Source organism: Streptomyces sp. NPDC048514 (genome assembly GCF_043199955.1).
Lineage (GTDB): Bacteria > Actinomycetota > Actinomycetes > Streptomycetales > Streptomycetaceae > Streptomyces.
Window position 1 is genome coordinate 165,267 of the sequence record NZ_JBICWT010000011.1, and the last position, 26,651, is coordinate 191,917.

Genomic DNA, 26,651 nt, shown 5'->3' on the forward strand with positions numbered 1-26,651 from the left:
CGCCGACGGAGTCAGGCGCGGGTGAAGGACTGCTTCAGCAGTACCTTCCCGGCGGACACGGGCTGCCGACCGACGCATGCCGCGTCCACCACGTAGGCGGTGACACGCGCACTGTCCTCGGTGTCGGGCACCACGACCAGATAGGCGGCCTTCCCGTCGTACATGCCCGCCTTGGCGCCCAGGACGACGTCGTTTCGACGGAGCGCCTCCCGGACGCAGTCGGGAACAGCGGCGTTGGTCTGGAGCAGCGTGTTCGCGCTCTCGGTCGTGCCCGGGGTGCTCTGTCCGGTCCCGGCATCCGTTCCGGGCTGGCGGCCGTCGATCCCTCGCCGATCTTCCTTCTTGCCGTCGAGGAGACCCTTCACCTGGTTCTGGACGCTGTTGCCGGAGAAGGGGCCGACGGAGGGGGTCGGCTTCCCATGAGCGGTGGTGTCGGAGGAGTGGTCGCCGAACGACTGCAGGAGCAGGGACCCGGACCCCAGGAAGGCCGCGGTGAGGACCGCCCCCAGGAACACGCGCCTCCGTCGCCGGCCGTGCTTGCGCTCCTTGCGTCCTGGGCCGGTCGCCGCCTGTGGACGTCCGGCCGGCCGGGCGGACGGGACCGATGTTTCACGTGAAACATGGCCTTCGTCGTCGCCCGACTCCGGAGAGCCGGAGATCCGCGCGTCCACAGGGCCTGGCACGTCCACAGGGCCCGGTGCGGAGGCGCTGAGCAGAGCCTCGGCGGCGAGGGCGGCATCGATGCGCCCGGCCACGTCGGCCGGCATGCGCTCCGCCCCCGGTACGGTTCCCAGCAGCCCCCCGATCTCCTCTAGGGAGGCATGGACGTCCGCGCACAGCTCACAGCCGTCCAGATGGCGCCGGACTTCCGCACTGCGGGCCGGGGGCAACAGGCCTTCGGTGAGGTCGGAGATCTCCGCGACGTCCGGGTGCCCGGCCGTGTCTGCCGTGGAAGTCACGCTCGCCCACCTCCGCCCTTCACTGCGTCTGCATCACTCGGTCCCATGCCTTCGGGACTGCCACCCGGAGACTCCGTTGCCGGTGGGACGGATGTCCCCGACGCCCGGTTCCGCCCGGGGCCGGATTCTTTTCCGTCTCGGGCACCCACGGGCCGGAGATGGGTCAGCAGGGGCAGCAGCCTGGCTCTGCCCCGGGCACAGCGGCTCTTCACCGTCCCGGTCGGCACGTCGAGGATCCGTGCGGCCTCTGCCACTGGGTAGCCCTGCATGTCCACGAGCACCAGAGCGGCCCGCTGGTCGTGCGGAAGCGTGCCCAGCGCTTCGAGGAGCTGACGGTGGACGTCATTCCGCTCGGCCGGCGCCTCGGCCGACTCGTGCGGCTCCAGAAGCTGCTCCAGCCGGTCGGTGTCGTCGACCGGAGAGGTCTTCCGGGAGGCTGCCTTGCGGACCCGGTCCAGGCAGGCGTTCACGGTGATGCGGTGCAGCCAGGTGGTGACGGCCGACTGTCCCCGAAAGGTGTGGGCGGCGCGGTAGGCCGACACCAGTGCGTCCTGGACCGCGTCAGCGGCCTCCTCGCGGTCCCCCAGTGTCCGCAGCGCGACCGCCCAGAGCCGATCCCGATGCCTTCGCACGATCTCACCGAAGGCATCCGGGTCGCCTTCCACATTGCGGGCGAGCAGATCCCGGTCGCTCACTCCGTCGTATCCGGCGCCGTCCGCCATCTGTCCCCTCCGGTCCCGGTGAGACGTCAGCCCGCGAACTTCACTTCGCTGATCGCCTGCTTGTAGCCGGCGCCGGAGTACAGGGTCGAGTCGTACCCCGACTGCGGCACGGCCGTGAGCCAGACGAGGACGTACTGCGTCTTGACCTTCTTGCCGGGCTTCACCGTAGCGGTGGTGCCCGTTGTCGTGACGCTGCCGATGCGCGTCATCGAGTCCAGTGAAGCGGGCGACAGCGAGTCGGCGGCGTACAGCTCGACCGTCGTGTGGTCACCGGGATAGCGAAGGCCGATGTCGGCCGAACTGATCTGTTTCGCCGAGCCCAGGTCGTAGACGATGCCGACACCCGGCTTGAGAGGCGCGATCGGGGGGCCCTCGTTGAAGCTCTTGGTCCGCCAGTAGGTCGTCGCGTCCCCGTCGTACGTCTTGGAGACGTCGTTGGGATGCTGGGCGTCTCCCTCGGCGACGAACTCCTGGCTGTTCTGGATCCTTATCTGCGTCGGGTTCGACTTCGCGGGGTTCTTGTCGCCGTCGTCCGTCGGCTGGGTCTTGTTGGTGTCGTCGGACTTGCCGCTCCGGTCCATCAACGCGTCGGCCAACTGCCAGCTGCCCAGGCCGAGGGCGGCGATGAGAAGCGCGGACACCGCCCACTTCAGGGCCTTGCCGGTACGGCTCTGCAGCGGGGGCGGCGGAGGCGCGATCGGCTGGTTGGCCCCGGGGTGTGGCGCCGGACGGCCGTACGTGCCCTGCTGGTAGGTCGTGCGCTGGTACTCGGGCGGGGCCGTGAACGACGGCTCCGGCGGCCGGATGCGCGGCATCTCGCCGATCGCCTTCACCAGCTCCTCGGGCGTGGTGCACGCAGCCTCATGGCGGGACGCGGTGGCCCCGTCGTTGATCAGGGCGCGCATGGCCAGTTCCGAGAGCCCGCGGTGGATGCCCGCCCGCACCTGGTCGGGTGCGATGAGTCCGATGTCCTTGGGAAGGCCTGACAGCCCATAGGCGTCGTTCTCGTACGGCCAGCGCTGGGTCAGCGCCGCGTAGAGCAGGGCGCCGATCGCCTCGGTGTCGGCGCGCTGGGGGGTGCCGGAGGTGATACCACGAAGCGCGGCGTTCACGGCGAGGCCGCGGATGCGCCACTGCCCCGAGGACGTGCGCAGGACGGCGTTCGGGTTCAGCCGCAGGTGGGCGAGGCCTTCGCGATGCGCGGCCGCCATGGCGGAGGCGATCTGGGTGGTCATCTGGTAGGCGTCGTGCGGCTCCAGCGGGCCGGCCGCGAGCAGCGCGGTCAGCTCGGTGGCGTCGGGCAGCCACTCGTGCACGACGTAGACGAGGTCGTTCTCCTCGACGGCATCGAGGACCTGGACGAAGCGCGGGTCACCGAGCAGCGCGGAGGACCGGGCGGCGGCGAGGACGGTGCGGGCACGTGTGTGGTCCGCGGGCAGGATGTGGACGCCGACGGCACGACGGAGTTTCTCGTCGACCGCACGCCAACTGCTGAATCCGTCCAGACGGGTGACGCACTCCTCCAGCCGGTACCGTCTGGCGAGCTTGTGACCACTGTGCAGTTCGGGTGAAGCCGCCTTCTGTCCGGGACCTTCGATTCCGCCGCTCCCCTGCGCCTCTTCGATGTCCGTGTCCCGCTCCGGGTTCTTGGCCACCCCGTCGGCCGTGGACTGGTCCGCCTTCGCGGTCAGCGGCTGCTCACCGCTGTTGTCTGCCACGTCGACGGCAGCCGTGCTCCGTTCCGCCACCGTCGTCCCTGCCTCCCCATCCGTTGCACGCTGTCCGACGCCGAAACCAATTGTGCCCACAGTCCGCCGCTATGCACGACACACAGCGGCGGGCGATGGTTGTGCGCCTACCCCCGCCTCAGCGCCCCAGACGCCCGCGGACCATGCCCACGAGAGAGTTGAGTTCATCGATGCGCATACGGCGGGCGGCCACGAAGAAGACGCCGAACAACACCGCGCCGCCGACGAGCAGGGCGGCGAAGGAGCCGACCACGCCCTGGCCGAGGGTGTGTCCGATGCCGTAGCAGGCCGCGCCGCTGAGCAGGGCCGCCGGCACCGAGGCGATGCCGAGCCGCGCATAGGTCCGCAGCACCCGTGCGCCGTCCAGGTCGCCCCCGAGCCGCTTGCGCAGCCGACGCCAGGCGACGCCCACACCGATCGCGTAGGCCAGACCGTATGCGGCGGCCATACCGGCGACCGCCCAGCGGGCCGGCAGCAGGAAGTAGCAGAGGGCGGCCGCGCCCGCGTTGAACGCCGCCACGATCACGGTGTTGTAGAAGGGGGTGCGGGTGTCCTCGTAGGCGTAGAAGGCGCGCAGCACGACGTACTGCACCGAGTACGGGATCAGGCCGAGGCCGAAGGCCATCAGCATGTAACCCATGTTGACGGCATCGGTGATCTTCGCGGAACCGAAGATCAGCGTGCACATCGGGATGCCGAGCGAGAGGAAGCCGAAGGCGATGGGCACGATGGCGACCGCGGTGGTGCGCAGCCCCTGGGAGATGTCGTCCCGGACGGCTCCGCTGTCGTTCTCGGCGGCCGAGCGCGAGAGGCGCGGCAGCAGGGCGGCCATGAGGGACACGGTGATGATCGCCTGGGGCAGGCCCCAGATCAGCTGGGCGTTGGCGTAGGCGGCGAAGCCGGTGCCTCCGACACCGGAATCCTTTCCGGCGGAGGTGGACAGCTGGGTGACCACCATGGCGCCCGCCTGGTTGGCCAGGACGAACAGGACCGTCCACTTGGCGAGCATCGCGGCCTTGCCCAGGCCGTGTCCCTTCCAGTCGAACCGCAGGCGGATCCGGAAGCCGGTCTCGCGCAGGTAGGGGATCATCGCCAGCGCCTGGACGACCAGACCGAGCAGCACGCCGACACCGAGCAGTCGCTGCCCCTCCGGCGGGATGCTGGTGACGCCCATGTGCGAGTTGGCGGCGGTGCCGTAGACCCAGATGAACAGGCCGAGCGAGATGATGATGACGATGTTGTTCAGGACCGGGGTCCACATCATCGCGCCGAACTTCCCGCGGGCGTTGAGGATCTGACCCATCACCACGTGGATGCCCATGAAGAAGATCGAGGGCAGGAAGTAGCGGGTGAAGGTGACCGCGACGTCGTTGGCCGCCGGGTTGTCGGCGATGGTCGGGGAGAGCAGCCGCACCAGCAGCGGCGCGGCGAACATGGCCAGGCCGGTGAGTGCGGCCAGCGCCACCATGACCAGGGTGAGCAGACGGTTGGCGAAGGCCTCGCCGCCGTCCTCGTCCTCCTTCATGGAGCGCACCAGCTGCGGTACGAAGACGGAGTTGAGGCCGCCGCCCACGGTGAGGATGTAGATCATCGTCGGCAGCTGGTAGGCCACCTGGAAGGAGTCGGCGAGGAAGCCCAGGCCCAGGGCCGCGGCGATCAGCGCGGAGCGGATGAAGCCGGTGAGGCGGGAGACCATCGTGCCCGCCGCCATCACGGCACTGGACTTGAGCAGCCCGCCGGCCTTACCGCCCTTCTTCCCCGGCACCGCGGAGGCCACGGACGCCTCGGGCTCGGGGAAGCCGGCCGGACCGGAGGGTGCCGGAGCCGCTGCCGGAGCCGGGGACTGCGGCGAGCTCCCGGCCATGGAGGGAGCGGCCGCGTAGGCGGCCTCGGCGTACGGCTGCCCTTGCTGCGGGCCCTGGCCGTACGACGGCGGATACTGCTCCGCGGGCCGGCCGTACTGCGGCGGGTGCTGCCCCGTGTCTGGCTGCCCGTAGCCCGGTGCCGCGGTCGGCCCGGGGACGCCCATGGGGTCCGTGGGCGCGTGGCCGCCGCTCTGCTGCTGGTCCTTGAAGAGGTGCGCGAAGGCGTCCGGCTCGTGGTACTCCTCGCCGGAGTGCGACACCAGGTCGTCCACGCCCACGTACTGGGTCGTACGCGGATCGTCGCCGTGGGGCAGGTACGGAGCCGTGACGTCCGGCTCCGGTGCCGGGGTCTGTGCCCACACCCGCGGATCCGGGGCGTACGGAGACTGGGCGGGCGGGGCGTACAGCGGCTGCTGCTGCTCATAGGTGCCCGGCGGCGGTGGCGGGTGCGCGGCGCGGTCGTAGAGCGCCTCGGCGACCGGGTCCTGGGCGGTCAGGTCATGCGCGCGGTAAGGGTCCTGCTCGTAGGCGTCCTGGAGATACATGTCCGCAGCGGGCTGCGGCGGTACCTGGCCGGGCTCGGGCGGCGTCTCGGGGTAGCCCGAGCCGGCCGCGCCCTGGCCGCGTTCACCGTCGTACGGCGCGTTCATGCTTACCCCACCTCATCGTCCCGGGCCCACCGGCCACGACATCGCTCAACGGTCCACTCTCTCACCCGTCCCGGACGGGTCGGCGCTTTCCGATGCGGTGTCCGGTGCAGGGTCACTCGCCTGCTCCGGGTTGGCGGTCCCCGAGGCCTGGTCGGACTCCTCCGGGAGACGGTCGCCGGGTGCCTCGGGGTTCCCGGGCTCGTCGATCTCCTCCTCCGGGGTGCCGGGGCCGTCCTCGTCGGCCCGGCGGGCGGCCGCGCGCTTGCGCTGGGTGTACATCCGGAAGCCGGCGAGGACGAGGAGGAGGACGCCGCCGCCGATGACCAGCATCACCGTGGGCGTGACCTCGGTGACCTTCACATCGAATTTGACGGGCGCGCCGTACTCCTGGCCGTCCTCGGTGTACAGCTGGGCGATGACCGTGACGCGGCCGTTGGCGTTGGCCGAGGTGGCGAACTTCACGGACTGGCTGTGGCCGCCGGAGACCTCCACGGGCTGCTCGTCGTAGGCATTGCCACCGATCTTCAGGCGGGTCGGCATGGACGAGGACAGGCGCAGCACGAGATGGCCGACGGGCTGGACCAGGTTGTTCTGGACGGTCACCGGGATGGTGGCACTGCGGCCGGAGAGCTTGGTCTCCGACTTCTCGATCAGTTTCACCTGCCGGGCCAGTTCGTCGAGCCATTCCTCCACGCCGCTGCGATAGCTGTGCGCGGACGCGCTCCGGCCTCGCCACGACGTGGACATCTCACGGTTTATGGCCCGCCCGAAGGGGGTCACCACGCGGGACTGCCGGGAGAGGACCACCTGGAAGTTGTCGAGCTTGTCCTGGGTGCGCGCGATCTGCTCGAAGGCGGTGCTCGGCAGTTCCTGCCGGCGCAGCGAGGAGGGGTAGGCGGACCTCGACGGGACGCGCGTGTCGGCGTTCGGGTCGGGCTTGGCCTTGGCCGCCGCGGTGAGGTCCTGGGGCTGGCTCCAGGTGCCCGTCTGCAGCGCCTTCAGGGCCGCCGCCATCGCCTGCGCCTGGCTCGCCGTGGGCATGCGCTGGGGGGCGACGACGATGCTGCGCTGCTCGTCGGTCTGGGCGTTCACCTCGAGGCTCTGCGCCAGGAACTGCTGCACGGCGAGCGTCGCCGAGCCCGCCTTGGTCAGATCGCCCTCGAAGGCGGTGGACAGCCGGGCGTCGGAGACCACCGCGGTGGTGCCGCCGCCGACCGGGCGGGCGGCGGAGGGCGTGTACGACAGCCCGGCGGTCTCCTGCAGGCTGTCGCTGCGGGCGATCACCCGGTCAGCTCCGGCGGACGTCGCGACCTTCATGATCGACGGGTCCACCGCGCCGTTCACGGGCCAGGCGAAGTCGGTGCTCGGTGTGACGTGCAGCACGGTCTTGACGGTGGTGGCCGCGACGTCGGTGGCGTCCTTGAGATGGCTGAGCGAGCCGGTGACCCTGGTGCCGTTGTGCGCCAGGGAGGCCAGGTCCGGATCGGCGAAGGGCAGTGCGACGACCTCCTTGCCGGTCACCGCCTTCTGCAGGTTCGCCAGCCATTGCTTGGCGATCGCCTGGTTCTCCCGGGACCCGGGCGTGGTGGTCCCGCCCTTGCCGGGGAGGCGGTAGTTGCCCGTGGCCATCGCATCCACGGAGGCCAGCAGGTCCGGATCGATCACCCACGTGATGTCCAGTTCCTTGCCCAGGTCCACCATCCGGGCAAGCCGGCCGCCCGGCGCGAGTTCCTTGGCCAGGTCGTCGTCGAGGAACACCGGAGTCTGCAGGTCGCCGGCGCCCGTCTTGGCCGTCATACGGACCGTGGACAGCAGCGGCCACAGGAACGTCGTCCTGGTCTTGGTGTCGGCGTCGGAGGACTGCCACGGCAGGAACGTCCGCTGGATGCCGAGTACCTGGTCCCAGGACTGGGCGGCGGTCTGGCCGGACAGGGAGACGGCGAACTCGTAGACGCCGTCCGCACCGAGATCGAGCTTGTCGACCGGGACCGAGATGTCGAAGTGCTCGGAGACACCCGGGGAGAGCTTGGTGAACTTCTCCACGTACTTGTCGCCGACCTCGGAGCCGATTCCGCCGTGCAGGTCGTCGGCGTGCCTGGCGACGGCGTCGATGGCCGAGCGGGTGTTCAGCTGCGGGCCCACCCGGAGATCCACATGGGCGCCCGTGACGGTCTGCCTGCCGTTGTTGGTCACCGTGCCGGAGACGGTCAGCGTGTCTCCGTCACTGGGGGCATTGGGGGTGAGCGAGTCCAGCGAGACGGACACCGTGTCCGAGGACGCGGCCTGGGCGGGGCCCGCGGCGGGCAGCTGAAGCAGTCCGGCCAGCAGGGGCGCACCCGCGAGCAGCGCGCCGGTGCGCCGCAGCCACCGGCGGGCAGGTGAGGCACTGGTCCCCTGGAAGTCAGCCGCCTCGGCCACGCGCTCGCCCGTCCCTCGTCGTCGTCAGTGGTCGTCGGAATGTGCGTCCACGCATGGTAACGATGCGCGCCGAGGTGAAGTGCCGCGGTCTCCTCAACAAGATCGAGAGACAACGGTGACCCGTCCTCTATATCCAGTATCGGGGGGAGAGCGTCCTTGCGGCGTAAGCACAGGACTTGTGCGGGTATGCCGGGAGGTGGGCGAGGCCCCTGAATAGGGGCGCCTGCGGTCGCGCGGGGCACGTACCCTTTTCTGTTGTGCCGAACCCCAACGAAGACACTCCCTCTGCCCTGAGCCAGGCGCAGCAGCGCGCGGTCGCCGAGCTGCTGCGGGTGGCCCCGGTCGCCGACGACCTCGCCCGCCGATTCCAGGAGGCCGGGTTCTCCCTCGCCCTGGTCGGCGGATCGGTCCGCGACGCGCTGCTCGGCCGGCTCGGCAACGACCTGGACTTCACCACCGACGCCCGTCCCGAGGACGTACTGAAGATCGTCCGGCCCTGGGCGGACTCGGTCTGGGAGGTGGGGATCGCCTTCGGCACGGTCGGCGCGCACAAGGGCGGCTACCAGATCGAGATCACCACCTACCGGTCGGAGGCCTACGACCGCACCTCCCGCAAGCCCGAGGTGGCCTACGGGGACTCCATCGAGGAGGACCTGGTCCGACGTGACTTCACCGTCAACGCGATGGCCGTGGCGCTGCCGGAGAAGGAGTTCATCGACCCCCACGGTGGCCTGGAGGATCTCGCGGCCCGCGTGCTGCGTACGCCGGGCACCCCCGAGGAGTCCTTCTCGGACGACCCTCTGCGGATGATGCGGGCTGCCCGATTCGCCGGTCAGCTGGACTTCGAGGTCGCGCCCGAGGTCGTCACCGCCATGACGGAGATGTCCGGACGCATCGAGATCGTCTCTGCAGAACGGGTCCGGGACGAGCTGAACAAGCTGATCCTCTCCGCCCACCCGCGCAAGGGGCTCACGCTGCTCGTCGGCACCGGGCTCGCTGATCATGTGTTGCCCGAGCTGCCGGCGCTGCGGCTGGAGAGTGACGAGCACCACCGTCACAAGGACGTCTACGAGCACACGCTGATCGTCCTAGAGCAGGCCATCGCGCTGGAGGAGGAGGGGCCGGACCTCGTGCTCCGGCTCGCCGCCCTGCTGCACGACATCGGCAAGCCGCGCACGCGCCGTTTCGAGGACGACGGCCGGGTCTCGTTCCACCATCACGAGATGGTCGGCGCCAAGATGACCAAGAAGCGCATGACCGCGTTGAAGTACTCCAACGAGCTGGTGAAGGACGTCTCACGGCTCGTCGAACTTCACCTGCGCTTCCACGGCTACGGCACCGGCGAGTGGACCGACTCTGCCGTCCGGCGCTATGTCCGTGATGCGGGTCCGCTGCTGGTCCGCCTGCACAAGCTGACCCGCTCCGACTGCACCACGCGCAACAAGCGCAAGGCAGCCGCGCTGTCCCGGGCCTACGACGGCCTGGAAGAGCGCATCGCCCAGCTCCAGGAGCAGGAGGAGCTGGACGCGATCCGCCCGGATCTCGACGGGAACCAGATCATGGAGACTCTCGGCGTCGGTCCGGGCCCGGTCGTCGGCAAGGCGTACAAGCACATGCTGGAGCTGCGCCTGGAGAACGGGCCCATGGAGCGCGAGGCTGCGGTAGCCGCCCTCAAGGAATGGTGGGCCGAGCAGAACTGAACCGATCCGGGCGCGGGCGATGTTTCACGTGAAACGCGCGCCCGGGCCGGACGACGGGGCGGGGCGATGTTTCACGTGAAACATCGCCCTTCTTCTTTTGGTCCGCTCCCTCCTTCTTCGCTCGCCTTCGCCTGCCTCACCGTCTCTCGAAGCGAGCCAGCGTTGCGGCCACCCCGCCGTAGATCACGGCGACCAGAACCACCAGGGCGACCGAGCGGCCGTCCGGCGGAAGCATCAGGGCCGCCACTCCCGCCGCGGCGACGAATGCCGCGTTGAAGAGGACGTCGTACACGGAGAAGACCCGCCCGCGGAAACCGTCATCGACACAGGACTGCACGAGAGTGTCGGTGGCGATCTTGGCCCCCTGGGTGATCAGGCCCAGAAAGAAGGCGGCGGCGAGAAGCGGCCCGGCGGCGAACGGCAGCCCCAGGGCGGGTTCCAGCACCGCGGCCGCGCCGGAGCACACCATGATCCAGCGGCCGGGGCCCAGGCGTTCCGCCGCCCAGGGGGTCACCACGGCCGCCGCGAAGAATCCGGCACCGGACAGTGCCAGCGCCGGACCCAGCAACCGCAGGCCCTGTTCGGCGCTGTCCGCCAGGGCATAGCGGCACAGCATGAGCAGGAGGACGAGGAGCGCGCCGTAGCAGAAGCGCATCGCCGTCATGGCGGCCAGCGCCCAGACCGCCTCCCTGCGCTCGGGCGCGGCCAGGTGTCGGCCGGCCGCGAACAGATCACGGGCGGTGTCGGCGAGCGCGGTCCCCAGACGCGGCCGCGCCGGCTGCCGGTCGGGGCCGAGGAGGCCGGGAGCCAGGCTCAGGGAGGCGAGGGCCGCGCACAGATACAGGAACGCCCCCAGCAGGACCACCGTGGCGTCGGATTCCGACGCCACCAGGCGTACGAGGAAGGCGAGCCCGCCGCCGGCGGTCGCGGCGAGGGTGCCGGCCGTCGGTGACAGGGAGTTGGCCAGCACCAGGCGTTCGGTGTCGACCACCCGGGGCAGGGCGGCGGACACACCGGCGAGGACGAATCGGTTGACGGCCGTGACGCACAGGGCGGAGGCGTAGAAGAGCCAGTCCGGGACGTGGCTGACCATGAGGGCGGCGGTGGCAACGGCCAGCAGGGCTCGCAGCAGATTGCCGTGGACGAAGACCTGCCGGCGGCTCCAGCGGTCCAGCAGGACACCCGCGAACGGTCCGACCACGGAATAGGGGAGCAGCAGGACCGCCATCGCCGAGGCGATCGCGGTGGGCGAGGTCTGCTTCTCCGGGGAGAAGACGACGTAGGCGGCGAGCGCGACCTGGTAGACGCCGTCGGCGCCCTGGGACAGCAGGCGGACGTAGAGCAGGCGTCGGAAGTTCCGTAGGCGCAACAGGACGCGCAGGTCACGGACGAGGGGCATGGATCACACCATTACGCATGCGGAAGGTCCCCGGGTCGGGAGACCCGGGGACCCTCACAGCCCTGGCAGGAGCGTTCTCGTGCGAGCGGCGGAAGTCCGCGCTTTAGCGCTCGACCTCACCGCGGATGAACTTCTCGACGTTCTCGCGGGCCTCGTCGTCGAAGTACTGCACCGGCGGGGACTTCATGAAGTACGAGGACGCCGACAGGATCGGGCCACCGATGCCACGGTCCTTGGCGATCTTCGCCGCGCGCAGGGCGTCGATGATGACACCCGCGGAGTTCGGGGAGTCCCAGACCTCGAGCTTGTACTCCAGGTTCAGCGGGACGTCACCGAAGGCACGGCCCTCGAGGCGGACGTACGCCCACTTGCGGTCGTCCAGCCAGGCCACGTAGTCGGACGGGCCGATGTGGACGTTCTTCTCGCCGAGGTCCCGGTCGGGGATCTGGGAGGTGACGGCCTGCGTCTTGGAGATCTTCTTGGACTCCAGGCGCTCGCGCTCGAGCATGTTCTTGAAGTCCATGTTGCCGCCGACGTTCAGCTGCATCGTGCGGTCGAGGATGACACCCCGGTCCTCGAACAGCTTCGCCATGACGCGGTGCGTGATGGTGGCACCGACCTGGGACTTGATGTCGTCACCGACGATCGGCACACCGGCCTCGGTGAACTTGTCCGCCCACTCCTTGGTGCCGGCGATGAAGACCGGGAGGGCGTTGACGAAGCCGACCTTGGCGTCGATGGCGCACTGGGCGTAGTACTTCGCCGCGTCCTCGGAGCCCACGGGGAGGTAGCAGACCAGGACGTCGACCTGCTTGTCCTTCAGGATCTGGACGATGTCGACGGGCTCGGCGTCGGACTCCTCGATGGTCTGGCGGTAGTACTTGCCGAGGCCGTCGAGGGTGTGGCCGCGCTGCACGGTGACACCGGTGCTGGGCACGTCGCAGATCTTGATGGTGTTGTTCTCGGAGGCGCCGATGGCGTCCGCGAGGTCGAGGCCGACCTTCTTGGCGTCGACGTCGAACGCGGCGACGAACTCGACGTCACGCACGTGGTAGTCACCGAACTGCACGTGCATCAGGCCGGGGACCTTGGACGCCGCGTCGGCGTCCTTGTAGTACTCGACTCCCTGCACCAGCGACGCCGCGCAGTTGCCCACGCCGACGATGGCTACGCGAACCGAACCCATTCCGGTTGCTCCCTGTGTGTACGAGTGAGGCCCTGATTGGGTCTCACGTGGCGGTGTCGTCGGGCGTATCCGCCCGGGGGGTGTCCCCGGGACGGGGCAGGCCGCCCGTCGATCCAGTGGTCGTGTCCTGCTGAGCGGATTCCCCGGACGCCGAACCTCTCAGGTCCCGCCCGGCCCGCTCGCTCTCGATGAGCTCGTTCAGCCAGCGCACTTCGCGCTCCACGGACTCCATACCGTGGCGCTGGAGCTCAAGTGTGTAGTCGTCGAGGCGCTCCCGCGTGCGTGCCAGAGAGGCGCGCATCTTCTCCAGGCGCTCCTCCAGGCGGCTGCGCCGGCCCTCCAGGACGCGCATGCGCACATCGCGCGACGTCTGCCCGAAGAAGGCGAAGCGTGCGGCGAAGTGCTCGTCCTCGTACGCGTCGGGACCGGCCTGCGAGAGCAGTTCCTCGAAGTGCTCCTTGCCCTCCGCCGTCAACCGGTAGACGATCTTGGCGCGGCGTCCGGCGAGGGGCGCGGCGAGGGCGTCCTCGTGGGTGTTTCCGGGCTCCTCGATCAACCAGCCGTTGGTGACCAGCGTCTTGAGGCAGGGATACAGAGTCCCGTAGCTGAACGCACGGAACACACCCAGTGAAGTGTTGAGACGTTTGCGCAGCTCGTAGCCGTGCATCGGGGACTCGCGGAGCAGGCCGAGCACGGCGAACTCGAGGATGCCGGAGCGCCGGCTCATCATCGCCTCCCCTCGTCCCGCAGGTGAATCCCGCAGGTCTCGCAGTGCCCTCAGCGTCTTTATCTCGCGCTGATGTATCGACTCGATACATCAAGACGATAGAACGGCCTTCCGGATGCGACAAGAGGGAAGGCGGTGAACGGGATCACATCACCGATTCGTAGGAGGCAAGTTGCCTGTTTTGGGGTGAACTTCGGGGCTCGGTGGGTTTTGGCGGTGCGTAGTCTGTGCGGCATGCACACCACCGGGAACCAAGTGGCGCCCGGGGAGCGTCGTCGTCCCCGGTGCAGTACGGGTGAATGCAGGACCGACCACATCCGTACTTCGGGGGGACCGGAAACCAGCCGCCGTTCCAGGCGCGCACGGGTGCGCCTGCCCGAGGAGTAATCGTTCGATGAGCGAGCACCGTCGCAAACCGCCGCAGCCGCAGGGAGGCGGACGTGCCGCGGCCCGACGCGGCCAGTCCGGCTCGTCCTCCGGCCGCCGTGCGGCACCGCGAGGCGCCACCGGATCCTTTGCCGAACCCAGTGGGCCGGGCTCCGGGCCGAGTTCTCATGGGTCGGCACCCGGCGGACGTGCCGAGGCCCGGCGCGCCGCGCAGAGAGGCGCCGCCGGCCGCCGCAGAGGACCTGGGGGCCCGGCCGGTCCCGGTCGCGGCGGAAGCCGCACGGCCCCCCCGGGGAAGAAGCGCTTCATCGACTACCCGCGCAGCGGCAGGTACGGATGGCGCCGCTGGATGCCGTCCTGGAAGCTCGTCACCGGAACCTTCATCGCCTTCCTCGGCAGCCTGGTGGCGGTGGCGGGCATCGGGTACGCGATGGTGAGCGTGCCGATCGTCGCCAAGACCGCCAAGGCGCAGAACAACGTATTCGAGTGGTCCGACGGCTCGGTGATGGTCGCCACGGGCGGCGAGGTCAACCGCCAGATCATCAACTACTCGGAGATCCCCAAGGAGATGCGGTACGCCGTGATCTCCCAGGAGAACAAGACCTTCGAGACCGACCGGGGGGTCGACCCGAAGGGCATCGCCCGCGCCGTCTTCAACATGGCCCGGGGCGGTCAGACGCAGGGTGGCTCCACCATCACCCAGCAGTACGTCAAGAACGCGATGCTGGACGACCAGTCGCAGACCCTCTCCCGGAAGTTCAAGGAGATCTTCGTCTCGATCAAGGTGGGCGCCACGGTCCACAAGGACGAGATCATGGCCGGCTACCTGAACTCGGCGTACTTCGGCCGAGGTGCCTACGGCGTCCAGGCGGCCGCGCGGGCGTACTTCAACAAGGAAGCCAAGGACCTGAACCCGGGCGAGTGCGCCTTCCTCGCGGCGATGGTCAAGGGCGCCACGTACTACGACCCGGCGGGCGCCACGTCGCTCGACCCGGCCGCCACCTCGGACGCCAACACCCGGCGGGCGACGAGGCAGATGCAGGACACACTGGACAAGATGGTCCAGTACGGACATCTGAGCGCCGCGGAGCGGGCCAAGTACACGACTCTCCCCACCGTGCAGAGCCCGCGTTCGAACAGCAGGCTGAGCGGTCAGGTCGGTTATCTGGTCGACCTCGCCAAGGCCTACATCGTCAACAACACGGACATCTCGGCCGACGACCTGCAGCGGGGTGGCTACACGATCAAAACGACCTTCGACAAGAAGAAGGTCAACCAGCTGGAGAAGGCCGTCCAGAAGGTCCGGAAGGCGAACATCAAGCCCGGCCAGCGCCCGGAGACCGACAAGTACGTCCAGTTCGGCGGCGCGTCCGTGGATCCGAAGACAGGCGCCATCAAGGCCATCTACGGCGGTGAGAACGCGACCAAGCACTTCACCGACAACGCCGACGCGACCGGCGCCCAGGTGGGCTCGACCTTCAAGCCGTTCGTGCTGGCGGCGGCGATGAAGTGGGGGGTGCGCAACCCCGAGCTCGGCCCCTCCCAGGCGCAGGACGAGCGCACCGTCGCGTCGCCCGACAGCATCTACATCGGCAGGAACAAGCTCCGGATCAAGCTGTACGACAAGTCGGTCTGGACCGACAAGAACGGCAAGGAGTGGCTCCAGACCAACGACGGCAACGAGTCCGTCGGCAGCCCGCCGGGCTACAACATCGACCTTCGTGAGGCGATGCGGCTCTCGGTCAACACCGCCTACGTCCAGCTGGGCATGGACGTCGGTCTGGACAAGGTCGCGGAGAGCGCCATGGACGCGGGCATCCTCAAGGGAAGCCTGGCCGGCGGCGACTACCCGTCCTTCTCGATCGGCACCTCCGACCCGAGCGCGATCCGCATGGCCGGCGCGTACGCCACGTTCGCGGCCAGCGGCCGGCAGAACGACCCCTTCTCCGTGAGCGAGGTCAGGAGCAAGGACGGGACGGTCTTCACCCACAAGTCGAAGACCGATGAGGCCTTCACGCCGGAGGTGGCCGACAACGTCACCGACGTCCTGAAGACCGTGGTGGACAAGGGCACGGGCACCGCCGCGCAGCTGCCGGGACGTGACGTGGCCGGCAAGACCGGTACGACCGACGGCAACAAGTCGGCCTGGTTCGTCGGGTACACCCCGCAGCTGTCCACCGCGATCAGCATGTTCCGGATGGACGACGACGCGAGCAACAAGAACCGCAAGTTCCTGGAGATGTACGGAACGGGTGGGCAGGAGAAGATCCACGGCGCCTCGTTCCCGGCGGAGATCTGGCACGACTACATGGCGCAGGCGCTGCAGGGCACGCCGGCGGAGCGGTTCCCGGCCCCGGTGCCGATCGGCAAGGTCCTGAACGCCCAGCCGAGCCCGTCGCCCACCCCGTCGGTCACGCACAGCCAGACCACGAGTCCCTCGCCGACCCCGTCGCCGAGCGAGACCGAGATCACCCCGTCGCCCTCGGCCAGTGGGCACTGCGGCTTCTTCGGGTGCGACAACGGCGGAACCGGCGAACCCAACGGCGGCAACGAGAACGGCGGCACGGACGGAGGACCGTCCCCGACCCCGTCCATCACGGAGCCGACCGGCCCGGGCACCACGCGCGGAAACGGCAACGGCGGCTTCTTCGGCGGCCAGGACGGCTAGCACCGCCTGACCGCGGCCGAACAGGAACGGCAGCGAAGAAGGACGGGCCCCGAACGATCCGGGGCCTGTCCTTCTTCGCTGCGCCGTCCATACGGCCGCCGGAGCCCGAGTGCGGCCGTGTAACACCGGGGGGCGCCGCGGACCGGCGGAGAGGCGGCCTCGGACCACCGGCGGGACGGCCGTGGATCACCGGAGGACCGACTGCGGATCACCGGCCGGACGGCCGCGGGCTTGTCGCATCCGGCATGTCCGGCATGTCCGGCATCGAGGAGGATCGAGGAGTGCGGGCAGCGATGCTCAGGTCCGTACGGCAGGATGTGCGCCATGTCCAGTGCAGAGACGACGCCCGCGCGCGTAGACGAGCCGGACCCGGTGCACCCCACCAGGGAGGACGAGATCGCCGCGGCCGGCAGTGAGCTGATCGGCGGTCCCCTCGGCCGGCGTGCCCTGCCCACGGCCTCCTGGTGGACCCCCGTACGGGTCGTCGCACTCGTGGCGATCGGCATGTTCGCGCTCGGTCTGGTCCAGAAGGCGCCCTGTTACGACGGCGCCTGGTTCTTCGGCGCGAGCAGCCAGTACACGCACGCCTGCTATTCGGACATCCCGCACCTCTACCAGGGGCGGGGCTTCGCCGACCATCTCGTGCCGTACTTCGACAGCCTGCCGGGCGACATGGACTACCTCGAATACCCGGTGCTGACCGGGGTCTTCATGGAGGTGGCGTCCTGGCTGACCCCGCACAGCGGCAGCATCCAGCACCAGGAGCAGTGGTACTGGTTCGTCAACGCCGCAATGCTGATGGTGTGCGCGGCCGTCATCGCCGTCTGTGTGGCCCGCACCCAGCGCCGGCGCCCCTGGGACGGCCTGCTGGTCGCCCTCGCGCCCGCCTTCGCGCTGACCGCCACGATCAACTGGGACCTCTTCGCGGTCGCTCTCACGGCCGCCGCGATGCTGATGTGGTCCCGGGGCCGGGCACTCGCCTTCGGCATCCTGCTGGGGCTGGCCACGGCCGCCAAGCTCTACCCCGCCCTGCTGCTCGGCCCGCTGCTCCTGCTGTGCTGGCGCGCCGGCAAATGGCGCGAGTTCTTCCAGGCCGCGACCGGCGCGGCGGTCGCCTGGCTCGTGGTGAACCTGCCGGTGATGGTCGCGCATGACGCGACGGGCTTCCACATCCGCGAGGGCTGGGCGAAGTTCTACACCTTCAGCAAGGAGCGCGGCGTCGACTTCGGCTCCTTCTGGCTGATCTGGGCGCAGAACTCCGGCGATCCCCCCACCACCGACTTCGTGAACACCGCGGCTTCGGTGCTGGTGGTGCTGTGCTTCCTCGGCATCGGCGCGCTGACGTTCACCGCCCCGCGCCGGCCGCGCTTCGCCCAGCTGGCCTTCCTGGTGGTGGCGGCCTTCGTCCTCACCAACAAGGTCTACTCCCCGCAGTACGTCCTGTGGCTGGTGCCGCTCGCCGTCCTCGCCCGGCCCAAGTGGCGGGACTTCCTGATCTGGCAGGCCTGCGAGGTGGGCTACTTCCTGGGCATCTGGCTGTACCTCGCCTACACGACCAGCGGAGACGCCCACAAGGGCCTGCCGACGCACGGCTACCAGTGGACGATCGTGCTGCACCTGGCGGGCACGCTGTACCTGTGCGCCGTCGTCGTACGGGACATCCTCATGCCGGAGCGCGACGTGGTCCGCCGTTCCGGCGACGACGACCCCTCGGGCGGAGTGCTCGACGGCGCGGAGGACGCCTTCGTGCTCGGCGCGGCGGCCCATCCGCCACGGCACGCCGCCCACTTCGACGGGCCTCCGGTGGACTGGGGCAAGACCGAGCCGGCGCCCCAGGAGGGGCGTTCGCTCTGAGCGAACAGGTGCCGGGCGGGCCGGCGGGCACGGAAGAAGGCCGTACACGAGTGACGCGTGTACGGCCTTTTCGCCACCCGGGCGGTGCGTGCCCCGGGTCGGCCTAGCGGTCCACGATCCGGTCGAACTGCGTGGTGGTGTGCCGCAGATGGGCCACCAGCTCGTCGCCGACCTTCGGCTCCGGAGCGTCCGACGGCACGAACAGGATCGACACCTGCATGTGCGGCGGCTCGGCGAACCAGCGCTGTTTGCCGCCCCAGACGAATGGAGAAAGGTTCCGGTTGACCGTGGCGAGGCCGGCCCGTGCGACGCCCTTGGCGCGCGGCATGACGCCGTGCAGGGCCTTCGGGGCCTCCAGGCCCACCCCGTGCGACGTGCCGCCCGCCACGACCACGAGGAAGCCGTCCGAGGCGGCCTTCTGCTGGCGGTAGCCGAACCGGTCGCCCTTGGTCACGCGCGTGACGTCAAGGACGGCGCCGTGGTACTCGGTCGCGTCGTGGTCCCCCAGCCAGAGCCGGGTGCCGATGCGGGCGCGGAACCGGGTCTGCGGGAACTGCTGCTGGAGCCGGGCGAGTTCATCGGCCTTGAGATGGCTGACGAACATCGTGTGCAGCGGCAGCCGGGCCGCGCGCAGGCGGTCCATCCAGCCGATGACCTCCTCGACGGCGTCCGAGCCGTCGGTGCGGTCCAGCGGCAGGTGGATGGCGAAGCCCTCCAGCCGGACGTTCTCGATGGCCTGGTGCAGCTGCGGCAGGTCCTGCTCGCTGATGCCGTGCCGCTTCATCGAGGACATCACCTCGATGACGACACGGGCGCCGACGAGCCCGTACACGCCGTCGATCGACGACACGGAGCGGACGACCCGGTCGGGCAGCGGCACGGGCTCCTCCCCACGGCGGTAGGGCGTCAGCACCAGAAGGTCACCGCCGAAGTAGTCCTTGATGCGCGCGGCCTCGTACGTGGTGCCGACGGCGAGCAGGTCCGAACCGAGCCGGGTGGCCTCCTCGGCCAGCCGCTCGTGTCCGAAGCCGTAGCCGTTGCCCTTGCAGACCGGGACGAGGCCCGGGAACTGCTCCTGCACGTGCTTGTGGTGCGCACGCCAGCGCGCGGTATCGACGTAGAGCGTGAGCGCCATGGCCGGACCTGGGACCTTTCTCGCGGTGGGGCAGAGCTGTGGAAGCTGTGAACGCTATGGAATCAAACGCCCGCGGCTCAGCGGCGCGACATGTAGATGTCGAGGGCCTTGTGGAGCAGCTTGTTCAGCGGGAAGTCCCACTCGCCGAGGTACTCGGCGGCCTGTCCGCCCGTGCCGACCTTGAACTGGATGAGGCCGAACAGGTGGTCCGTCTCGTCCAGGGAGTCGGAGATGCCGCGCAGGTCGTAGACGGTGGCACCGAGCGCGTAGGCGTCGCACAGCATCCGCCACTGCATCGCGTTCGAGGGCCGGACCTCACGGCCGATGTTGTCGGAGGCACCGTACGAGTACCAGACGTGCCCGCCGACGATCAGCATCGTCGCCGCGGAGAGGTTCACCCCGTTGTGGCGGGCGAAGTACAGCCGCATGCGGTTGGGGTCCTCGGTGTTGAGGGCCGTCCACATGCGCTGGAAGTACGACAGCGGGCGGGGCCGGAAGTGGTCGCGCACGGCCGTGATCTCGTAGAGCCGCTGCCACTCGGCGAGGTCCTGGTAACCGCCCTGGACGACCTCGACGCCGGCCTTCTCGGCCTTCTTGATGTTGCGGCGCCACAGCTGGTTGAAGTTCTTGTGGACCTCTTCCAGTGAGCGGTTGGCCAGCGGCACCTGGTAGACGTAGCGGGGCTGGACGTCACCGAAGCCGGCGCCGCCGTCCTCCCCCTGCTGCCAGCCCATACGGCGCAGCTTGTCGGCCACCTCGAAGGCGCGCGGCTCGATGAAGTCGGCCTCCAGGTCGCGCAGGCGCTTGACGTCCGGGTCCTGGATGCCCTTCTTGATGGTCTCCGCGTTCCAGCGCCGGATGATCACCGGCGGGCCCATCTTCACGGAGAAGGCGCCCTGCTGCTTCAGGTGGGCCAGCATCGGCTGGATCCAGTCGTCCAGGTTCGGCGCGTACCAGTTGATGACCGGGCCCTCGGGCAGGTAGGCGAGGTAGCGCTTGATCTTGGGCAGCTGCCGGTAGAGGACCATGCCCGCGCCGACCATCTCGCCGGTGCGGTCGTCGAACCAGCCGAGGCTCTCCGAGCGCCACTCAGCCTTCACATCGGCCCATGCCGGGACCTGCATGTGGCTCGCCGCCGGCAGGCTCTGGATGTAGGCCAGATGCTGCTCGCGGCTGATGGTCCTCAGGGTCAGGCTCATGTCGGGGCGCTCCTCGGGCTGGTGTGTCCCCATGGGTACAGGGGCTCCGGCTCTCGCGCCGAAGCCTACTGCGCCTTGCGAGCGCCCCGACTGGGCCTACGGCTCTTAGCTGCCGACGAGACCGCCGAAGAGGCCGCCGTGTGCCATGCCGATCAGGAAACCCACCCCCGCGGCACCGAGTCCCAGGATGAGACCGAAGCGCTCCCGCGTGGTCACCGAGATCCACTGTCCGTACACACCGGTGCCGAGGGCCACCAGTCCGGCCCAGGACGTCACCAGGTGAAGGCCGTGGAAGAACGAGGTGATGAACGCCAGCAGGCCAAGGACCAGCGTCACGATCGTGAGGCCGTCCTGGAGCGGACGGGACTTGCCGTCCGTGGCGAGGAGAGATCCGGCGAAATTGGGCTGCAATGCCTGTGCCATAGGGCACCTCCTGCGGAAGGCGGCGCATCGTAGCGCCGTACACACCCGACGTGTACAGATTGACGGCTCTCGGGACCGGATTTCAACCGGAAGCGGTGTGCGGGTAGTCTGTAGCCTCTGCACCGGTGTCTGCCCAGGCCCCCTCAGCTCGTACGGGGGCCGCGCTGCCGGGATCCCCAGGGGAACCCCGATTGTCAGTGGCGGCCGATACCGTTGCGTACGCATCACGACCCTCCTGCCACGGAACGACCGTGGCCGCTGAGTCCAAAGGAGGTGGGTTCCACATGCGTCACTACGAAGTGATGGTCATCCTCGACCCCGATCTCGAGGAGCGCGCTGTCTCCCCGCTGATCGAGAACTTCATGTCTGTCGTCCGCGACGGCGGCGGCAAGGTTGAGAAGGTCGACACCTGGGGCCGTCGTCGTCTCGCCTACGAGATCAAGAAGAAGCCCGAGGGCATCTACTCGGTCATCGACCTGCAGGCCGAGCCTGCGGTCGTCAAGGAGCTCGACCGCCAGATGAACCTGAACGAGTCGGTCCTCCGGACCAAGGTCCTCCGCCCCGAGATGCACTGAGCTTTTCCGCTCAGCTGATCTCGGGATCCGAGTAGCAGCACCAAGCAGCCAGCAGCAAACCCGCCGAGAGGTTCCCCCATGGCAGGCGAGACCGTCATCACGGTCATCGGCAATCTTGTCGACGACCCCGAGCTGCGCTTCACCCCGTCCGGTGCGGCGGTCGCGAAGTTCCGCGTCGCGTCCACTCCCCGCACCTTCGACCGCCAGACGAACGAGTGGAAGGACGGCGAAAGCCTCTTCCTGACCTGCTCGGTCTGGCGACAGGCGGCGGAGAACGTCGCCGAGTCGCTCCAGCGAGGCATGCGCGTCATCGTGCAGGGCCGGCTGAAGCAGCGGTCCTACGAGGACCGTGAGGGCGTCAAGCGCACGGTCTACGAACTGGACGTCGAGGAAGTCGGCCCCAGCCTGCGCAACGCCACGGCCAAGGTCACCAAGACCGCCGGTGGCGCTCGCGGTGGCCAGGGCGGTTACGGCGGCGGTGGCAGCCAGGGCGGCGGCCAGGGTGGCGGTGGCTGGGGCGGTGGCCCCGGTGGCGGCCAGCAGGGCGGCGGCGCTCCGGCCGACGACCCCTGGGCGACCGGCGGTGCTCCCGCCGGTGGCAACCAGGGCGGCGGTGGCTGGGGCGGCGGCTCAGGCGGCAGCTCCGGCGGCGGTGGCGGCTACTCGGACGAGCCCCCCTTCTAGGCCTCCGGGCCGAGGGCGGGTCGTACCCAAACTTCTTGATCACACAGGAGATACACCATGGCGAAGCCGCCTGTGCGCAAGCCGAAGAAGAAGGTCTGCGCATTCTGCAAGGACAAGGTCACGTACGTGGACTACAAGGACACGAACATGCTGCGGAAGTTCATTTCCGACCGCGGCAAGATCCGTGCCCGCCGCGTGACCGGCAACTGCACGCAGCACCAGCGTGACGTCGCCACGGCCGTGAAGAACAGCCGTGAGATGGCGCTGCTGCCCTACACGTCCACCGCGCGATAAGGGAAGGGTGACCGACACATGAAGATCATCCTCACCCACGAGGTCTCCGGCCTCGGTGCCGCTGGCGACGTCATCGACGTCAAGGACGGTTACGCTCGCAACTACCTGATCCCGCGGAAGTTCGCTATCCGCTGGACCAAGGGTGGCGAGAAGGACGTCGAGCAGATCCGTCGTGCTCGCAAGATCCACGAGATCCAGACCATCGAGCAGGCCAACGCTGTGAAGGCCCAGCTCGAGGGCGTCAAGGTGCGCCTGGCCGTTCGCTCCGGCGAGGCCGGCCGTCTCTTCGGCTCCGTCACCCCGGCCGACGTCGCTTCGGCGATCAAGGCTTCCGGTGGCCCCGAGGTCGACAAGCGCCGCATCGAGCTGTCCGCTCCGATCAAGACCCTGGGCGCCCACGAGACGTCCGTGCGTCTGCACCCCGAGGTTGCCGCCAAGGTCAACGTCGAGGTCGTCGCAGCCTGATCGCTGCGTGATCGCTCGGCTCGCCCGAGCAACTTGAAAGGGGCCGCACCCGACGGGTGCGGCCCCTTTTGCCTTAGCCGGGCGGCTTCTGCGGCTGGATCAGCCGGGTGGTCCTGTAGGTTCGGCCCGGGTGGTCCCGTGGCCGGTTCGGCCGGGGAGATCCTGCGGCTGGTTCAGCCGGGAGATGCTGTGGCTGTTTCACGTGAAACGTCAGCGGGCCGCGCCCGTCACGATCCAGCGGCCGGAGCGGGTGCGCAGCCACAGCGTCAGCATGCGGACCGTCATCATCAGCGTCATCGCTGCCCAGACGGCGGTGAGACCCCCGCCGAAGACAGGGATGAGCAGGGCCACCGGGGCGAACACCGCCAGGGTGACGACCATGGCCCAGGCCAGGTACGGTCCGTCGCCCGCTCCCATGAGGACGCCGTCCAGGACGAAGACGATCCCGCAGACGGGCTGCGACAGCGCCACCATCAGCAGTGCGGGCAGTGCCGCGCTTCTGACCACCGAGTCGCTGGTGAACAGCGGCAGGAAGAGCGGTCGGGCGGCGACCACGATCAGCCCGAGCACCACGCCGGTCGCGATGCCCCACTGGACCATGCGGCGGCAGGCCTCCCGGGCGCCCTGCGCATCGTCCGCGCCGAGATAGCGGCCGATGATCGCCTGTCCCGCGATCGCGATCGCGTCGAGAGCGAAGGCCAGCAGGCTCCACAGGGACAAGATGATCTGGTGGGCGGCGATGTCGGCGTCACCGAGGCGTGCCGCGACCGCCGTGGCGATCATCAGGACCGCCCGCAGGGAGAGAGTGCGGACCAGAAGGGGCACTCCTGCCTGTGCCGAGGCCCGGATACCGGCGGAGTCCGGGCGGAGTGAAGCGCCGTGCCGGCGGGCCCCGCGTACGACCACGGTCAGGTAGACGGCGGCCATGCCGCACTGCGCGATGACCGTGCCCCAGGCCGAACCGGCGATGCCGAGGCCGGCGCCGTAGACGAGGACACCGTTGAGGATGCCGTTGGCGACGAATCCGGCGATGGCGACATAGAGCGGAGTCCGGGTGTCCTGCAGTCCGCGCAGCACCCCGGTCGCGGCGAGGACGATGAGCATGGCGGGGATGCCCAGTGAGGAGATACGCAGATACGTCGTGGCGTAAGGGGCCGCGGTTGCGGAGGCGCCGAAGAGGTCGACGACACCAGGAGCCAGCGGTAGGGCGACGGCGATCACGGCGATGCCGATCAGCAGCGCGAGCCAGATGCCGTCCATGCCCTGCCGGATGGCCGCCTGGAGATCACCGGCTCCGACACGGCGGGCCACGGCGGCCGTGGTGGCGTAGGCGAGGAAGACGAATACGCTCACGGCGGTGGTGAGGAGGGCCGAGGCGACGCCGAGGCCGGCGAGCTGGGCGGTTCCGAGATGGCCGACGATGGCACTGTCGGCCATCACGAACAGGGGCTCGGCGATGAGCGCGCCGAAGGCGGGGACCGCCAGCGCGACGATTTCTCGGTCGTGCCGTCGGCCGGTGGCCTTCGGTGTCGCGGGAGCCTGTGTCATGAGCACCAATCTAATCGTCCACAGGTAAGTGATGCAATACAGCTGTGGCCCTTACCTCTTCTCCTAGGTCGCGTCCTTTCGCGCACCGTTCGAAGGGATCTTGGGCCGACTGGGAAAGTTTTTCTTCTGCACAGCCGGTGGACGGTAAAGGCCCAGGTCACAGCCATCACCCAGAGGAGAGCGAGGGCTTGTTCACAGGGCTGTCCACCGGGTCGTGCACAGGTTTCGGCGAGTTCTCCACAGCATCGGGGCCGTCGTCCACATGGCCTGTGGATAACCAGATTGGCTGACGGTGCCGACGGGCCTACCGTGGTCCGGCGCCCACTCCTTTCCCAGGCCCGGGAAGCCTCTTTCCCGCAGCCTCGGAACCGTCACAAATCCGACGCGTGAGAACCGGAGTTGGGCCTCTTATTTGTCAGTGTCGTGCCGTACAAAAGAGGACACGGCGAGGTCCGCTGTGCGGACGGGAGGAGGTCGCTCGGTGAGCATTTCCGAGCCCTTGGACGATCCGTGGGCCGACAGCGGACCCAGCGATCGTCTGCCCGCCTCGCGTCGGCGCAGCGACGGTGGCCGGGGTCGTGACGAGCAACACGACCGGGGCCGGGAGAACGGCGGCTGGGACGACGCCGGGTCGTCCTTCGAGCGGGTCCCCCCGCAGGATCTGGACGCCGAGCAGTCGGTGCTGGGCGGCATGCTGCTGTCCAAGGACGCCATCGCCGATGTCGTAGAGGTCCTCAAGGGACACGACTTCTACAAGCCGGCCCACGAGACGATCTATCAGGCCATCCTCGACGTCTACGCCAAGGGCGAGCCGGCCGACCCCATCACCATCGCGGCCGAACTCACCAAGCGCGGCGAGATCAACAAGGTCGGCGGCGCGTCGTACCTTCACACCCTGGTCCAGACGGTGCCGACGGCGGCGAACGCCGAGTACTACGCGGAGATCGTCCACGAGCGCGCGGTCCTGCGCCGGCTGGTCGAGGCCGGCACCCGGATCACGCAGATGGGATACGCGGCCGACGACGATGTCGACGAGATCGTCAACCGCGCCCAGGCCGAGATCTACGCCGTCACCGAGCAGCGCACCAGCGAGGACTACCTGCCGCTCGGCGACATCATGGAAGGCGCCCTCGACGAGATCGAGGCGATCGGGTCGCGCAGCGGCGAGATGACGGGCGTGCCCACCGGCTTCACCGACTTCGACTCGCTGACGAACGGCCTGCACCCGGGGCAGATGATCGTGATCGCGGCCCGTCCCGCCATGGGTAAGTCGACGCTCGCGCTGGACTTCGCCCGGGCCGCATCGATCAAGAACAACCTGCCGAGCGTCATCTTCTCGCTCGAGATGGGCCGCAACGAGATCGCCATGCGTCTGCTGTCCGCCGAGGCCCGGGTCGCCCTGCACCACATGCGGTCCGGCACGATGACGGACGAGGACTGGACCCGGCTCGCCCGCCGCATGCCGGACGTGTCGGCCGCGCCGCTCTACATCGACGACTCCCCGAACCTGTCGATGATGGAGATTCGCGCCAAGTGCCGGCGCCTCAAGCAGCGCAACGACCTGAGGCTGGTCGTCATCGACTACCTCCAGCTGATGCAGTCCGGTGGCTCCAAGCGCGCCGAGAGCCGCCAGCAGGAGGTCTCGGACATGTCTCGTAATCTCAAGCTGCTCGCGAAGGAGCTGGAACTCCCGGTCATCGCGCTCTCGCAGCTCAACCGTGGCCCCGAGCAGCGCACCGACAAGAAGCCGATGGTCTCCGACCTGCGTGAGTCCGGTTCGATCGAGCAGGACGCCGACATGGTCATCCTGCTGCATCGTGAGGACGCCTACGAGAAGGAGTCCCCGCGCGCGGGCGAGGCCGACCTGATCGTGGCCAAGCACCGAAACGGCCCGACTGCCACGATCACGGTCGCCTTCCAGGGCCACTACTCCCGCTTCGTGGACATGGCCCAGACCTGATCACCTCCCGGGGCTTTCCCGGTGGCGGTGGGGATCGGGTGGGTGCGCCGGGGTGCGCGCGGGCGGTGTCCGGATCAATGGATTC

The 26,651-nt window shown here is 69.1% G+C and carries 20 protein-coding genes; 8 read left to right on the plus strand and 12 right to left on the minus strand.

Going from position 1 to position 26,651, the window contains the following annotated elements:
- Positions 1–11 precede the first annotated feature (11 nt).
- The 5 genes from ACGFT2_RS24855 to ACGFT2_RS24875 all read right to left on the minus strand — a co-directional run bounded on the left by ACGFT2_RS24855 (position 12) and on the right by ACGFT2_RS24875 (position 8,362).
- Entirely contained in the window at positions 12–959 is a 948-nt protein-coding gene (locus ACGFT2_RS24855; protein ID WP_393281885.1) for an anti-sigma factor family protein, read from the minus strand.
- Positions 956–1,681, minus strand: a complete 726-nt coding sequence (gene sigM, locus ACGFT2_RS24860; protein ID WP_393281887.1) for an RNA polymerase sigma factor SigM — start codon at positions 1,679–1,681, stop codon at positions 956–958. The genes ACGFT2_RS24855 and sigM overlap by 4 nt, the downstream gene beginning before the upstream one ends.
- A gap of 26 nt (positions 1,682–1,707) precedes the next feature.
- Entirely contained in the window at positions 1,708–3,429 is a 1,722-nt protein-coding gene (locus tag ACGFT2_RS24865; protein WP_393281889.1) for a protein kinase family protein, read from the minus strand.
- A 118-nt stretch (positions 3,430–3,547) separates the two neighbouring features.
- Positions 3,548–5,944: a murein biosynthesis integral membrane protein MurJ gene (murJ, locus tag ACGFT2_RS24870; protein WP_393281891.1), complete on the minus strand. Its 2,397-nt coding sequence runs from the start codon at positions 5,942–5,944 to the stop codon at positions 3,548–3,550.
- A 45-nt stretch (positions 5,945–5,989) separates the two neighbouring features.
- The gene (locus ACGFT2_RS24875) at positions 5,990–8,362 is read right to left on the minus strand and encodes a DUF6049 family protein (RefSeq protein WP_393281893.1); all 2,373 of its coding nucleotides are present in this window, start codon (positions 8,360–8,362) and stop codon (positions 5,990–5,992) included.
- 257 nt (positions 8,363–8,619) lie between these two features.
- Between ACGFT2_RS24875 and ACGFT2_RS24880 the strand changes: the two genes are divergently transcribed.
- Positions 8,620–10,062, plus strand: coding sequence for a CCA tRNA nucleotidyltransferase (locus tag ACGFT2_RS24880; RefSeq protein WP_393281895.1), 1,443 nt, complete (start codon positions 8,620–8,622; stop codon positions 10,060–10,062).
- Positions 10,063–10,198: 136 nt separating this feature from the next.
- On the opposite strand, the gene ACGFT2_RS24885 is transcribed toward ACGFT2_RS24880, so the two are convergent.
- The 3 genes from ACGFT2_RS24885 to ACGFT2_RS24895 all read right to left on the minus strand — a co-directional run bounded on the left by ACGFT2_RS24885 (position 10,199) and on the right by ACGFT2_RS24895 (position 13,374).
- Positions 10,199–11,461, minus strand: a complete 1,263-nt coding sequence (locus ACGFT2_RS24885; protein ID WP_393281897.1) for an MFS transporter — start codon at positions 11,459–11,461, stop codon at positions 10,199–10,201.
- A 103-nt stretch (positions 11,462–11,564) separates the two neighbouring features.
- Positions 11,565–12,647, minus strand: coding sequence for an inositol-3-phosphate synthase (locus ACGFT2_RS24890; RefSeq protein ID WP_393281899.1), 1,083 nt, complete (start codon positions 12,645–12,647; stop codon positions 11,565–11,567).
- 43 nt (positions 12,648–12,690) lie between these two features.
- Positions 12,691–13,374, minus strand: coding sequence for a PadR family transcriptional regulator (locus tag ACGFT2_RS24895; protein ID WP_393281901.1), 684 nt, complete (start codon positions 13,372–13,374; stop codon positions 12,691–12,693).
- Positions 13,375–13,768: 394 nt separating this feature from the next.
- On the opposite strand from ACGFT2_RS24895, the gene ACGFT2_RS24900 reads away from it, so the two are divergent.
- Together ACGFT2_RS24900 and ACGFT2_RS24905 are read left to right on the plus strand one after the other, a co-directional pair.
- Positions 13,769–16,429: a transglycosylase domain-containing protein gene (locus tag ACGFT2_RS24900; RefSeq protein WP_393281903.1), complete on the plus strand. Its 2,661-nt coding sequence runs from the start codon at positions 13,769–13,771 to the stop codon at positions 16,427–16,429.
- Positions 16,430–16,753: 324 nt separating this feature from the next.
- Entirely contained in the window at positions 16,754–18,283 is a 1,530-nt protein-coding gene (locus ACGFT2_RS24905) for a glycosyltransferase family 87 protein (RefSeq protein ID WP_393281904.1), read from the plus strand.
- 103 nt (positions 18,284–18,386) lie between these two features.
- Here ACGFT2_RS24905 and ACGFT2_RS24910 read toward each other — a convergent pair whose 3' ends face one another.
- The 3 genes from ACGFT2_RS24910 to ACGFT2_RS24920 form a co-directional block, all read right to left on the minus strand.
- Positions 18,387–19,418, minus strand: a complete 1,032-nt coding sequence (locus tag ACGFT2_RS24910; protein WP_393281906.1) for an alanine racemase — start codon at positions 19,416–19,418, stop codon at positions 18,387–18,389.
- Positions 19,419–19,495: 77 nt separating this feature from the next.
- Positions 19,496–20,617 carry a peptidoglycan bridge formation glycyltransferase FemX gene (gene femX / locus ACGFT2_RS24915; RefSeq protein ID WP_393281908.1) on the minus strand — a complete coding sequence of 374 codons (1,122 nt, stop codon included), beginning with the start codon at positions 20,615–20,617 and terminating at the stop codon, positions 19,496–19,498.
- Between the two features lie 105 nt (positions 20,618–20,722).
- The gene (locus tag ACGFT2_RS24920; RefSeq protein ID WP_393281910.1) at positions 20,723–21,040 is read right to left on the minus strand and encodes a hypothetical protein; all 318 of its coding nucleotides are present in this window, start codon (positions 21,038–21,040) and stop codon (positions 20,723–20,725) included.
- 284 nt (positions 21,041–21,324) lie between these two features.
- Here ACGFT2_RS24920 and rpsF point away from each other — a divergent pair, with 284 nt between their 5' ends.
- The 4 genes from rpsF to rplI all read left to right on the plus strand — a co-directional run bounded on the left by rpsF (position 21,325) and on the right by rplI (position 23,058).
- Complete coding sequence (gene rpsF / locus ACGFT2_RS24925) at positions 21,325–21,615, plus strand: 30S ribosomal protein S6 (protein ID WP_037650441.1); 291 nt, start codon at positions 21,325–21,327, stop codon at positions 21,613–21,615.
- Between the two features lie 78 nt (positions 21,616–21,693).
- Positions 21,694–22,299: a single-stranded DNA-binding protein gene (locus ACGFT2_RS24930; RefSeq protein ID WP_393281913.1), complete on the plus strand. Its 606-nt coding sequence runs from the start codon at positions 21,694–21,696 to the stop codon at positions 22,297–22,299.
- A 57-nt stretch (positions 22,300–22,356) separates the two neighbouring features.
- Positions 22,357–22,593 (plus strand): 30S ribosomal protein S18, encoded by a 237-nt coding sequence (rpsR, locus tag ACGFT2_RS24935; RefSeq protein ID WP_003949403.1) that lies wholly within the window; start codon positions 22,357–22,359, stop codon positions 22,591–22,593.
- Positions 22,594–22,611: 18 nt separating this feature from the next.
- Complete coding sequence (gene rplI, locus ACGFT2_RS24940; protein ID WP_353599293.1) at positions 22,612–23,058, plus strand: 50S ribosomal protein L9; 447 nt, start codon at positions 22,612–22,614, stop codon at positions 23,056–23,058.
- Positions 23,059–23,268: 210 nt separating this feature from the next.
- Here the strand turns inward: rplI and ACGFT2_RS24945 are convergent, their stop codons facing one another.
- Positions 23,269–24,606, minus strand: a complete 1,338-nt coding sequence (locus ACGFT2_RS24945; RefSeq protein WP_393281915.1) for an MATE family efflux transporter — start codon at positions 24,604–24,606, stop codon at positions 23,269–23,271.
- 481 nt (positions 24,607–25,087) lie between these two features.
- Here ACGFT2_RS24945 and dnaB point away from each other — a divergent pair, with 481 nt between their 5' ends.
- Positions 25,088–26,566, plus strand: coding sequence for a replicative DNA helicase (gene dnaB / locus ACGFT2_RS24950; protein ID WP_393281916.1), 1,479 nt, complete (start codon positions 25,088–25,090; stop codon positions 26,564–26,566).
- The last annotated feature ends 85 nt before the right edge of the window (positions 26,567–26,651 follow it).

What these genes read in the sequence shown, in the direction of transcription:
- sigM (WP_393281887.1), bottom strand. Translation starts at nt 1,681, where the DNA reads ATGGCGGACGGCGCCGGATACGACGGAGTGAGCGACCGGGATCTGCTC.
- murJ (WP_393281891.1), bottom strand. Translation starts at nt 5,944, where the DNA reads ATGAACGCGCCGTACGACGGTGAACGCGGCCAGGGCGCGGCCGGCTCG.
- ACGFT2_RS24885 (WP_393281897.1), bottom strand. Translation starts at nt 11,461, where the DNA reads ATGCCCCTCGTCCGTGACCTGCGCGTCCTGTTGCGCCTACGGAACTTC.
- ACGFT2_RS24890 (WP_393281899.1), bottom strand. Translation starts at nt 12,647, where the DNA reads ATGGGTTCGGTTCGCGTAGCCATCGTCGGCGTGGGCAACTGCGCGGCG.
- ACGFT2_RS24895 (WP_393281901.1), bottom strand. Translation starts at nt 13,374, where the DNA reads ATGAGCCGGCGCTCCGGCATCCTCGAGTTCGCCGTGCTCGGCCTGCTC.
- ACGFT2_RS24900 (WP_393281903.1), top strand. Translation starts at nt 13,769, where the DNA reads ATGAGCGAGCACCGTCGCAAACCGCCGCAGCCGCAGGGAGGCGGACGT.
- ACGFT2_RS24905 (WP_393281904.1), top strand. Translation starts at nt 16,754, where the DNA reads ATGTCCAGTGCAGAGACGACGCCCGCGCGCGTAGACGAGCCGGACCCG.
- ACGFT2_RS24910 (WP_393281906.1), bottom strand. Translation starts at nt 19,418, where the DNA reads ATGGCGCTCACGCTCTACGTCGATACCGCGCGCTGGCGTGCGCACCAC.
- femX (WP_393281908.1), bottom strand. Translation starts at nt 20,617, where the DNA reads ATGAGCCTGACCCTGAGGACCATCAGCCGCGAGCAGCATCTGGCCTAC.
- ACGFT2_RS24920 (WP_393281910.1), bottom strand. Translation starts at nt 21,040, where the DNA reads ATGGCACAGGCATTGCAGCCCAATTTCGCCGGATCTCTCCTCGCCACG.
- rpsF (WP_037650441.1), top strand. Translation starts at nt 21,325, where the DNA reads ATGCGTCACTACGAAGTGATGGTCATCCTCGACCCCGATCTCGAGGAG.
- ACGFT2_RS24930 (WP_393281913.1), top strand. Translation starts at nt 21,694, where the DNA reads ATGGCAGGCGAGACCGTCATCACGGTCATCGGCAATCTTGTCGACGAC.
- rpsR (WP_003949403.1), top strand. Translation starts at nt 22,357, where the DNA reads ATGGCGAAGCCGCCTGTGCGCAAGCCGAAGAAGAAGGTCTGCGCATTC.
- rplI (WP_353599293.1), top strand. Translation starts at nt 22,612, where the DNA reads ATGAAGATCATCCTCACCCACGAGGTCTCCGGCCTCGGTGCCGCTGGC.
- ACGFT2_RS24945 (WP_393281915.1), bottom strand. Translation starts at nt 24,606, where the DNA reads ATGACACAGGCTCCCGCGACACCGAAGGCCACCGGCCGACGGCACGAC.